Genomic DNA, 11,215 nt, shown 5'->3' with positions numbered 1-11,215 from the left:
AGCGGTGATCAGTGCTGTCGTTCACAAACTGACGCATCTGATTTACGGTGTCATCCGTACTGGCAAGCCTTTCGACCCCAAATACTTATCGAAAAAGCTTGCCATTCAAGACGGTATCTGACACCGGAGCGTCACTTTGCGGTGGCGATCCAGCGGTCGACGCGCTGCTCCAGGATCGGCAGCGGCAAGGTGCCGTCGCCGATGACCACTTCGTGGAATTTCTGGTAGCTGAACTTGTCGCCCAGCGCCTGCTGCGCCCGCGCGCGCAGTTCCAGTATCTTCAGCGCGCCGATCTTGTAGCTCAGCGCTTGCGCCGGCCACACCATGTAGCGCTCGATCTGGTTGCGGGCGCGCGCTTCCGGCCAGCCCAGCGTGTCGGCCAGATAGGTGATCGCCTGCTCGCGCGACCAGCCTTTGGCGTGCATGCCGGTGTCGACCACCAGCCGCGCGGCGCGCAGCAGCTCGGCGTTCAGGTGGCCGTAGTAGGCGACCGGATCGTCGTACAGGCCCAACTCCTTGCCCAGTGTTTCGGAATACAGCGCCCAGCCTTCGGTGTAGGCGGCGCTGTTCGGATTCTCGGTGCTGAACTTGCGGAAGTCCGGCAGATCCAGTTCCTTCAGCAGCGCGGCGTGCAGGTGGTGGCCGGGGATGCCTTCGTGCAGGAACAGGCTGACCATGTCGACCCGGCTGTATTTTTTGGGATCGTTCACCACCGGCCAGAAAACGCCGGGATGCGAGCCGTCCGCCGCCGGCGGCGTGTAGTGATCCGAGGCGGTGGCGCGCGTCAGCTCGGGTTCCAGATGCAGCTCCAGCCTTGCCTTCGGAATCAGGCTGAAGTAGGTGGGCAGCTTGGCCTGCACTTGCGCGTAGATGGCGCGGTAGGCGTCCAGCACCTGCTCGTCGCTGCTGAAGAGGTTGAACTTGCTCTGCGCGCCGACCCATTGCGGCAGCTGTTGCTCCGGGCCGTCGTAGCCCAGCTTGGGGCCGAGCGCGGCCAGCTGCTGCTGGATGCGAGCGACTTCTTTCTGGCCCAGCGCGTGCACCTCGTCGGCCGTCAGCGGCAGGTTGGTGCTGTCCTTGATGCGCGCGGCATACCAGGCGGTGCCGTTCGGCAGCGCGCTCCAGCCGGTGCTGGTACGGCTGGCCGGCAGGTATTCGTTCTGCAGGAAGTTGACCAGTCGCGTCAGCGCCGGCGCGATGCCCGCGTCCACCGCCTTCAGGTAGGCGGCGCCGAGGCGCTGCTTGTCGGCTTCAGAGAACGCGGTGGGGAAGCGCGTCGCCGGCGAATAGTAGATGCTGGTCTCGGCCGTCGCCGCGCGCAGGTTCTGGAACTGCGGCAGCATCGCCACGGTGATCGCCTTCGGCTGCACCACGCCGCGGCGCATGCCTTCCTTCATGTTGGCGATGGCCTGATCGATCCAGCGTGGCAACTGGTTCAGGCGGCTCAGGTAGTCCTGGTACTGTTTGACGGTGCCCAGCGGCTGCGAGCCGGTGCCGCCGGCGTAGTTGGCCAGTGTGCTGGGCACGTTGTCGAACTGGTTCAGCGGCAGCAGATACTCGGGGAAGGATTCCAGCTGCATCGCGTTGTTCAACTCGTAACTCAGCAGATCGTAGGTCAGTTGATCCTGCGCGCCCAACTGCTCGCGGCGCACCTGCATCAACTGCTTTTGCAGGGAACGGTACAGGGTGAATTGCTCGGCGCGCACCTTGGGCGAGATCGCCATGCCCAGCTGATCGTTGTAGCGGCTGTCGCCATTCGCGGTGGCAAACAGCAGCGGATCGAACTTGCAGCGCGCCGTATGGAACGCCGCCGCCAGCTTCGCCAGCTGCTTCTGCGCCGCGTTCGCCTTCGCCGCCACCATCGGCGTCGCCTGGACCGGCAGCGTATAAGCACCCGCCAGCATCAGGCTGGCAATCAGAACCGAAGTACGCAGACGAGACATGAGTTTTCCTGAGATGTGTGATGGCGAAAGAGTCTAGCATTAAACAAGTGACCGAAGATCGGCCGGCAGCGCGCGATGTGGCAACACACGCGGCGCCTCCTGTTTTTTTGAAGAGTGCGGGCAAGGGCGGTACAATGGACCCTTGAACGCTGTAAACCAGCAAAAACTGCAAGAATACCCAAAACGCCCCCCGCCGGGCGGTTTTCACAAGCCGCTTGCCGGCAATATTGATAATTTAAAGGTTCACATGAGTCTCCAATGCGGCATCGTCGGCCTGCCTAACGTCGGCAAGTCCACCCTGTTCAACGCCCTGACCAAAGCCGGCATCCCGGCTGAAAACTACCCGTTCTGCACCATCGAGCCCAACGTCGGCGTGGTCGAGGTGCCGGACCCGCGCATGGCCGCGCTGGCCGAGATCGTCAAGCCCGAGCGCATGGTCAACGCCATCGTCGAATTCGTCGACATCGCCGGCCTGGTGGCGGGCGCGTCGCAGGGCGAGGGCCTGGGTAACCAGTTCCTGTCGCACATCCGCGAAACCGACGCCATCGTCAACGTCGTGCGCTGCTTCGAGGACGACAACGTGATCCACGTGGCCGGCAAGGTCAGCCCGCTGGACGACATCGAAGTGATCCAGACCGAGCTGGCGCTGGCCGACCTCGGCACGGTGGAAAAAGCCATTCACCGCGAGAACAAGAAAGCCCGCTCCGGCGATAAGGATGCCGCCAAGCTGCTGGCCATCATGGAGCGCATCGTGCCGCACCTGAACGAAGCCAAGCCGGTGCGCGCGATGGGCCTGGACGCCGACGAGCTGGCCCTGATCAAGCCGCTGTGCCTGATCACCGCCAAGCCGGCCATGTACGTGGCCAACGTGTCGGACAGTGGTTTCACCAACAACCCGCTGCTGGACCAGCTGACCGCCTACGCCGCCACCCAGAACGCGCCGATCGTCGCCATCTGCGCTTCGATTGAAGCCGAGATCGCCGACCTGGAAGATGACGACAAGAGCGCCTTCCTGGCCGACATGGGCATGCAAGAGCCAGGCTTGGACCGTCTGATCCGCGCCGCCTACAAGCTGCTGGGCCTGCAAACCTACTTCACCGCCGGCGTGAAGGAAGTGCGCGCCTGGACCATCAAGATCGGCGACACCGCGCCGCAGGCGGCCGGCGTGATCCACACCGACTTCGAGCGCGGCTTCATCCGCGCGCAGACCATCGCCTATGACGACTTCATCCAGTACAAGGGCGAGGCCGGCGCCAAAGAGGCCGGCAAGATGCGCGCCGAGGGCAAGGAATACGTGGTCAAGGATGGCGACGTGCTGAACTTCCTGTTCAACGTGTAAACTGTTCTTCCCTTTGCGGTCGGGCGCGTTGTCGTCTGGCCGCTTCTGACACTCTCTACCTATACTTCCATGGCATCCTCCAACGAAAACGTCAGCATGGCGCTGTTCTGCGATTTTGAGAACGTGGCGCTCGGCGTGCGCGACGCTAACTACGACAAGTTCGATATCAAGCCGGTGCTGGAACGCTTGCTGCTCAAGGGCAGCATCGTGGTCAAGAAAGCCTATTGCGACTGGGACCGCTACAAGTCCTTCAAGGCCTCGATGCACGAGGCGAACTTCGAGCTGATCGAGATTCCGCACGTGCGCCAGTCCGGCAAGAACTCGGCCGATATCCGCATGGTGGTCGATGCGCTGGACCTGTGCTACACCAAGTCGCACGTCGACACCTTCGTCATCATTTCCGGCGATTCCGATTTTTCGCCGCTGGTGTCCAAGCTGCGCGAGAACGCCAAGAAGGTGATCGGCGTCGGCGTCAAGCAGTCGACCTCCGACCTGCTGGTGGCCAACTGCGATGAATTCATCTTCTACGACGACCTGGTGCGCGAAAGCCGCCGCGCCAAGCGCGAGGCCAATGCCGACAGCAAGCCGCAGGTCAAGCGCACCCCGGAAGAGGAGCGCGTCCGCCGCGAGGAGATGGACAAGCGCCGCAACCAGGCGGTCGAGATCGCCGTCGATACCTTCGAGGCGCTGGTGCTGGAACGCGGCGACAGCGGCAAGATCTGGGCCTCCGTGCTGAAGGAGGCGATCAAGCGCCGCAAGCCGGACTTCAGCGAGTCGTACTATGGCTTCCGTACCTTCGGCAATCTGATCGAGGAATGCAAGGCGCGCGGCTATCTGGAGTTCGGCCGTGACGAGAAGTCGGGCGCGTATGTGTATCGCGGCAATGGCGTACCGCAGCCGGCAAGCGAGACGCCTGCGGTGGCCGAGGGCAATACGCCAGCGGTCGTGGCGGCTGCCGAAGTTGGCCAGCAGGAATCGCGCCGTAGCCGCAATCGCGGCCGTACCGCCGCCGAGCGCTTTGCCGAACGTCAGGCACTGCGTCAGGCGCAGCCGCCGCGCAATGCCGTCGAGCAGCCGGACGCCGCGCCGACCGAGGCGGTGGAGCCGGTCGCCGTGGCAGCCGTGGCGCCAGCCGCGCCAGAGGCGGCAGTGGAATTGCCAGCGGCAACGAAGTCGCAGTCCCGGAAAAAGAACGGCACCAAGCCGCCGGCACGCAAGCTGAAGACCGAGGCCAGGAAGGGCAAGGTTGGCAACGAGACTGACGCCACCGCGGTTGCGGTGGAGGTAGTCGCTCCCGTCGAGCCAGTCGCTCCCGTCGAGCCAGTCGCTCCCGTCGAGCCAGTCGCCGCCGCTCCCGCGCCAGCCGCCGAGGTCGATGCCAAGCCAGCGAAGCCGGCCAAAGGCAAACAGAACGCCAAGCCAAACGCCAAGCCCAAGGCCAAGCCGGACGCGAAGCCTGACGCCAAGCCAGTCGATGCGGCCAAGCCGGTGGACAGCGTCAAGCCGGCCCGCAAGCCTGCCGCGCGCGCTCCGCGTGCGCCGAAAACCGCCGCGCCAAGCGAGGAATAAGATGCCCGTGTTGTCCGCCATCACGCTGTACCCGATCAAGTCCTGTGCCGGCCTGTCGTTGCAGGAAGCCACGGTGACGACGCTGGGTCTGATGACCGAGCAGATCTACGATCGTGAATGGATGGTGGTGGACAACGACGGCCTTTGCCTGACGCAGCGCGAGCATCCGCGCATGGCGCTGATCAAGCCGACGCTCAACGGCGCGACGCTGGAAGTGCAAGCGCCCGGCATGCTGCGCCTGGCCATCCCGCTCGACCTGCCGGACCCGCACACCGCGCCGACACTGACCACCCAGGTCTGGGACGACACCGTGCTGGCCTACGACTGCGACGCGCTGACCGCCGAGTGGTTCACCAAGGCCATCGGCGTGCCGTGCCGTCTGGCGCGCTTCCACGCCAACGCCGAACGGCCGGTCAGCGCCAAGTGGACCAACGGCGTGCAGGCGAGCACGATGTTTTCCGACGGTTATCCGATACTGGTGGCCGGCGCCGCCTCGCTGGACGACCTGAACCAGAAACTGGCGGCCGCCGGCCGGCAGCCGCTGCCGATGAACCGCTTCCGTCCGAATCTGGTCATCGGTGGCATCGCAGCCTTCGAGGAAGACTATGCGGACAGCTACCGGATCGGCGAGGTGCTGCTGAAACCGGTCAAGCCTTGCCCGCGCTGCCCGATGCCGTCGATCGATCAGGACACCGGCGCGTTCGGCCCGGATCCGATGGACATCATGCAAAGCTACCGCGCCAAGCCCGAGGTGGACGGCGCGCTGTGCTTCGGCATGAACGCCATTTTGATCGCTGGTCAAGACCAGCGTGTGCGGGTGGGGCAAGAAATTGAAGTCAGCTTGGCTTTTTGATACGCGGGAGCATTCCCAAGTGCCGCAACTTGGCGTAATGTGAGAGGGTACGCAAGAAAGGCCAATCAATTATGACGCACACCGCAACCGGGAAACTTCCGCCTCACCCCGATCACGCTGACCCAGCGCACGATCTGGCGGCCGAAAACCGGGCATTGCGCGCGCGCATGGCCTATCTGCTGGAGCAGGCCGAACGCAACCACTCCATCATGACGCGCCACCAGGCTTTCGACCTGAACATTATCGGCGCCGCCAATTTCCCTGAACTGATCGGCACCATCTTCCGCGTGCTGCCGGTGATTTCCGAACTCGATAGCGTGACGCTGACGCTGATCGACGAGGATGCCGACATCCGCACCGTCATGCTCAAGCTCGATGTGGTGTTTGCCGATTTCCCCGGCCTGATCTTTGTTGAAACGCTGGACCAGCTGGACCTGGAGCTGGGGCGCCATAATGCGGCGGTGCCGGCGCCCAAGCCGCTGCTGGGCATGTACGAAAAGTTGCGCCATGCGCCGTCGTTCCCGAACGCGCCGGCCGGCCTGCAAAGCGTGGCCTTGGTGCCGCTGATGCGCAACAAGCGCATTATCGGCAGCCTCAATCTGGGCAGCTGCGATCCGACGCGCTTTACGCCCAGCCTGGGCACCGATTTCATCGAGCACATGGCGTCGATCATCGCCATCTGCCTGGAGAACGTGATCAGCAACGAGATGCTGAAATACATCGGGCTGACCGACTCGCTGACCGGCGTCTACAACCGTCGCTACATCGACCGCCGTCTGCTGGAGGAGATCGCGCGGGCGCGCCGTCAGCGCTATCCGATTTCCTTGATGTACATCGATGTCGACCACTTCAAGCGCGTCAACGACACGGTCGGCCATGGCGGCGGCGACGAAGTGCTGCGCGAAGTGGCGGCGCGCATCAAGAACGAGCTGCGCACCTCGGACGCGCTGGCGCGCTTCGGCGGCGAGGAATTCGTCGTGCTGCTGATCGATGCCAACCTGGAAAGCGCCGCCTTCGTGGCCGAGCGCATCCGCGCCGGCGTGGCCGGCAGCATGATCGTGCTGTCGCCGTCGCTGCAGTTGTCGGTGACGGTGTCGATCGGCGTCGCCTGCCTGGATGTGGATGCGGCCGAAGGCGAGGCGGCGCTGACCGCCCGCAATCTGATCGAGCGCGCAGATGGTCTGCTGTACGACGCCAAAGAGGGCGGCCGCAACCGTGTGGTCAGCTTCCGAGAGGCGCCCTAGCGCAGCAGGCGCTGTTCGGCGCGGCTGACGGCTTCGGCGACGCCGCGCACCACCACCACATCGCCGGCCTGCAGGATGGTCTCCGGCGTCACCTCGACACCGGCCATGCCGCGGCGGATGCTGGCCACTTCGGCGCCCGACGCCTCCACCTCCAACGAACCGAGCGCGCGGCCGATGCTGCCGGCGCTGCCGGTCAGCGTGACGGTATGCAGGCGCTCCAGGTCGGCGTCCTCCTCGACGTCGCTCATGCCGTGGAAGTAGCCGCGCAGCGAGGCGTAGCGCTCTTCCCGCGCCGCCTGCACGCGGTGCACCACACGCCGCAGCGGTACGCCCAGCATCACCAGCGCGTGCGAGGCCAGCATCAGGCTGCCTTCCATCAATTCGGGCACCACCTCGGCGGCGCCGGCGCTCTTCAGCTTGTCGAGGTCGGTGTCGTCGTGCGAGCGGACGATCACCGGCAAGGTCGGCGTCAGCTCATGCACCTGGTGCAGCACTTTCAGCGCCGAGCGCGTGTCGGCGTAGGTGATCACCACCGCCGAGGCGCGGTAGATGCCGGCCGCCACCAGGCTTTCGCGCCGCGCGGCGTCGCCGTAGGAGACGTGGGCGCCGGCGGTCTGCGCCACCTGCACCCGTTCCGGATCGAGGTCCAGCGCGTGGTAGTCGATCTTTTCCTCGGTCAGCAGCGTCGCCAGGCTCTGGCCGCTGCGGCCGAAGCCGCACACCAGCACGTGCTTGTTGGCCTTCATCGTGCGGCTGGCGATCTTGGTCAGCGCCAGCGATTGCATCATCCATTCGTTGCTGGAGAACTTCATCACGATGCGGTCGGACTGGGCGATGATGAACGGCGCCAGCAGCATCGACAGCACCATCGACGCCAGCACCACCTGCACCACGTAGGCATCCATCAGGTGATGGTCGGCCGCCAGGTTCAGCAGCACGAAGCCGAACTCGCCCGCCTGCGCCAGCGCCAGGCCGGTGCGCATCGACACGCCGTCCGACGAGCCGAACAGCTTGGCCAGGCCGGCGATCAGCGCGAATTTCATCACCACCGGCAGCAACAGCAGGAGCAGCACCAGCCACCAGTTGTCCAGCACCATGCGCAGGTTCAGCAGCATGCCGATGGTGATGAAGAACAGCCCCAGCAGCACGTCGCGGAATGGCTTGATGTCTTCTTCCACCTGGTGGCGGAACTCGGTCTCGGAAATCAGCATGCCGGCCACGAAGGCGCCCAGTGCGAGCGACAGGCCGGCGCGCTCGGTGATCCAGGCGGCCGCCATCACCACCAGCAGCAGGTTGAGCATGAACAATTCCTGCGAGCGGCGCTTGACCACGATGGTGAACCAGCCGCGCGTGACCTTGTGGCCGACCACGAACAGCAGGGCCAGCACCACCACCGCCTTCAGGCTGGCCCAGCCCAGCGTCTCGGCCAGCGCCTCCGGGCGCTCGCCCAGCGACGGGATCAGGATCAGCAGCGGCACCACCGCCAGGTCCTGGAACAGCAAAATGCCGATGATTTTGCGGCCATGTTCGGATTCCAGTTCCAGCCGCTCGGTCAGCATCTTGACCACGATGGCGGTGGACGACATGGCCAGCGCGCCGCCCAGCGCGAACGCGGCCTGCCACGAAATCTGCAGGTGCGGCGGCAATTGCGTGGCCAGCGCCCAGCCGAAGATCATGGTGGCGATGATCGTCAGCACCACCTGCGCCAGGCCCAACCCGAACACGATGGCGCGCATCGCCTTCAGCTTGGGCAGGGAAAATTCGAGGCCGATCGAGAACATCAGGAACACCACGCCGAACTCGGCCAGGCCGTGGGTGGTTTCGCTCTGCTCGGCCAGGCCGAGCGCGTGGGGGCCGATCAGGATGCCGACGGTCAGGTAGCCGAGCATCGGCGGCAGGTGCATCATGCGGAAAGCGACCACGCCGAGCACGGCGCTTCCCAGCAACAACAAGGTCAATTCCAGAGGTGAAAACATCATTTCAACAGCGCCAGTGAGTAAAGTTTCGTTGTTTGCGGTGTGCTTTGCACGTTATGTTGTGACTGGCAAGTTTTTTGCTTTCCCAATTCGGCTATACTTGGGCATGAGTGTAACCCATGAAAAAACAATGCTGAAAGTTTTTGATGCAAAAACGGCACTGCGTCTTGCCCGAGACACGCTGCAGAATGAAGCGGATGCCATCAATGCCCTGAACGCGCGGCTGGCCAACGACGACAGCGTGGTCCAGGCCATTTCCCTGCTGCTGAACTGCAGCGGGCGCGTGGTGGTGTCCGGCATCGGCAAATCCGGCCATATCGGCCGCAAGATCGCCGCCACGCTGGCCTCCACCGGCACGCCGGCGCTGTTCGTGCACCCGGCCGAAGCCGCCCACGGCGATCTCGGCATGGTGACCGCCGACGATGCCTTTATCGCCATTTCCTATTCCGGCGAGAGCGCGGAGCTGATGACCATCTTGCCGGTGGTCAAGCGCATGGGCAGCAAGGTTATCGCCATCACCGGCAAGCCGGGCTCCAGCCTGGCGAGCATCGCCGATGTCCACCTGAACGTCGCCGTCGAAAAAGAAGCCTGCCCGATGAATCTGGCGCCGACCACTTCGACCACCGTCACGCTGGCGCTGGGCGACGCCCTGGCTGTGGCGCTGCTGGACCTGCGCGGCTTCAAGGAAGAGGACTTCGCCCGCTCACACCCGGGCGGCGCGCTGGGCCGCCGCCTGCTGACCCACGTCAGGGACGTGATGCGCAGCGGCGACGCCGTGCCGCGCGTCAGCGCCGACGTCAGGCTGACCGAGGCGCTGCTGGAAATCACCCAGAAGGGCATGGGCATGACCGCCATCGTCGACGCCGACGGCAAGCCGGTCGGCGTGTTCACCGACGGCGACCTGCGTCGCATGATCGACAAGGTGCAGGATTTCAGCAAAGTGATCATCGGCGATGTGATGCACGCCAACCCGCGCAGCATCGCGCCTGAGAAAATGGCGGTGGACGCGGTGGCCGTGATGGAGCAGTACCGCATCAACCAGATGCTGGTGACCGATGCCGACGGCAAGCTGGTCGGTGCGCTGCACATCCACGATCTGACCCGTGCCAAAGTAATCTGATGAGTAAGCTGATGAGTGAGCCGATGAGTGAGCCGACGAGCGTGACCTATCTGGAACGCGCCGCGCGCGTCAAGCTGATGATTTTCGACGTCGACGGCGTGCTGACCGATGGCAGCCTGCATTACGGCGCCGACGGCGAGGCGCTGAAGACCTTCAACGTGCAGGACGGCCTGGGCATCAAGCTGATCCAGGAAGCCGGCATCCAGACCGCCATCATCAGCGCGCGCACCTCGCCGCAGGTGATCCGGCGCGCGGCCGACCTGGGCATCAGCCATCTGCATCAGGGCGGCCACGACAAGTTGACGCCGTTCAACGCGCTGCTGCACAAGACCGGTTTGACGGCCGAGCAGGTCGGCTTCATCGGCGACGATGTGGTCGACTTGCCGATCCTCAAGCGGGTCGGCTTCGCCGTCGCCGTGCCGAACGGCCGCCAGGCAGTGCTGGCGTGCGCCCACCACACCACCGTCGCCTTCGGCGGCAAGGGTGCGGTGCGCGAAGTGTGCGAATTGTTGATGCACGCGCAAGGCAGCTACGAGCGCGTGATGGCACAATTCCTGGTTTGAGCAAGGAGCAATCATGCGTAAAAGAACCGCACACCGCTGGCAGCTGACGCTGATCATGATGACCGGCGTGTTCGTCGCCGTCGGCAGCTTCTGGCTGGTGCAGGTGGTCAACCAGGCGGGTCAGGACGCCGGCGCCGACAAGTTTCGCGAGGAGCCTGACTACATCATCGACCGCTTCAGCACGGTGCGCATGAACAAGAACGGCCAGCCGGCCTACATCGTGTCCGGCGACCGGCTGACCCATCATCCGGTCGGCGATTTGTCGGTGATCGACAAGCCGCTGGTGCACAGCCTGTCCGGCGACCAGCCGCCGATGAATATCCATGCCCAGACCGCGTATGTCGATCAGAACAATACGCGGGTGCGGCTGGAGGGCAATGTGGACGTGGTGCGGCCCGCCACCAAGCAAACGCAGGAGCTGCGCCTGAAGACCAGTACGCTGACCGTGTACCCGGACGAAGAGCGCATGGAAACCACCGCCAAAGTCGATATGCTGGCCGGCGGCTCGACCGCCACCGGCGACGGCATGAAGGCCAACAACGCCACCCGCCAGATCGCCCTGGGCGGACGCGGAACGATTACGCTGCCGCCGCGCGCGGCACATTGAA

9 protein-coding genes are annotated in these 11,215 nt (G+C 64.5%); 7 read left to right on the top strand and 2 right to left on the bottom strand.

What is annotated here, in order from left to right; genetic code table 11:
* Positions 1 to 131: 131 nt before the first annotated feature.
* A complete protein-coding gene (locus tag GTP44_RS13000; RefSeq protein ID WP_161019769.1) occupies positions 132 to 1,943 on the bottom strand; it encodes a DUF885 domain-containing protein in 1,812 nt (603 codons plus the stop codon).
* Positions 1,944 to 2,190: 247 nt separating this feature from the next.
* On the opposite strand from GTP44_RS13000, the gene ychF reads away from it, so the two are divergent.
* The 4 genes from ychF to GTP44_RS12980 all read left to right on the top strand — a co-directional run bounded on the left by ychF (position 2,191) and on the right by GTP44_RS12980 (position 6,948).
* Complete coding sequence (gene ychF, locus GTP44_RS12995; protein ID WP_161019768.1) at positions 2,191 to 3,282, top strand: redox-regulated ATPase YchF; 1,092 nt, start codon at positions 2,191 to 2,193, stop codon at positions 3,280 to 3,282.
* A 69-nt stretch (positions 3,283 to 3,351) separates the two neighbouring features.
* Positions 3,352 to 4,851, top strand: a complete 1,500-nt coding sequence (locus GTP44_RS12990; protein WP_161019767.1) for an NYN domain-containing protein — start codon at positions 3,352 to 3,354, stop codon at positions 4,849 to 4,851.
* Between the two features lies 1 nt (position 4,852).
* On the top strand, positions 4,853 to 5,704 hold the full coding sequence (locus GTP44_RS12985) for an MOSC domain-containing protein (protein WP_161019766.1): 852 nt from the start codon (positions 4,853 to 4,855) through the stop codon (positions 5,702 to 5,704).
* A gap of 71 nt (positions 5,705 to 5,775) precedes the next feature.
* Positions 5,776 to 6,948 (top strand): GGDEF domain-containing protein, encoded by a 1,173-nt coding sequence (locus GTP44_RS12980; protein ID WP_161019765.1) that lies wholly within the window; start codon positions 5,776 to 5,778, stop codon positions 6,946 to 6,948.
* On the opposite strand, the gene GTP44_RS12975 is transcribed toward GTP44_RS12980, so the two are convergent.
* Positions 6,945 to 8,924, bottom strand: coding sequence for a monovalent cation:proton antiporter family protein (locus GTP44_RS12975; RefSeq protein WP_161019776.1), 1,980 nt, complete (start codon positions 8,922 to 8,924; stop codon positions 6,945 to 6,947). The genes GTP44_RS12980 and GTP44_RS12975 overlap by 4 nt on opposite strands.
* Before the next feature lie 130 nt (positions 8,925 to 9,054).
* Here GTP44_RS12975 and GTP44_RS12970 point away from each other — a divergent pair, with 130 nt between their 5' ends.
* From GTP44_RS12970 to lptC, 3 genes are read left to right on the top strand one after another with little or no spacing between them, the layout of a single operon-like run.
* Entirely contained in the window at positions 9,055 to 10,044 is a 990-nt protein-coding gene (locus GTP44_RS12970; RefSeq protein ID WP_161019764.1) for a KpsF/GutQ family sugar-phosphate isomerase, read from the top strand.
* Positions 10,045 to 10,067: 23 nt separating this feature from the next.
* Positions 10,068 to 10,607: a KdsC family phosphatase gene (locus GTP44_RS12965; RefSeq protein WP_161019763.1), complete on the top strand. Its 540-nt coding sequence runs from the start codon at positions 10,068 to 10,070 to the stop codon at positions 10,605 to 10,607.
* A gap of 13 nt (positions 10,608 to 10,620) precedes the next feature.
* Entirely contained in the window at positions 10,621 to 11,214 is a 594-nt protein-coding gene (gene lptC, locus GTP44_RS12960) for an LPS export ABC transporter periplasmic protein LptC (protein WP_160991309.1), read from the top strand.
* Position 11,215: the final 1 nt, after the last annotated feature.

This window comes from Duganella lactea (assembly GCF_009857505.1).
Lineage (GTDB): Bacteria > Pseudomonadota > Gammaproteobacteria > Burkholderiales > Burkholderiaceae_D > Rugamonas > Rugamonas lactea.
The sequence above is the reverse complement of the archived record's forward strand: the minus strand, read 5'-3'. Positions and strand labels throughout refer to the sequence as shown.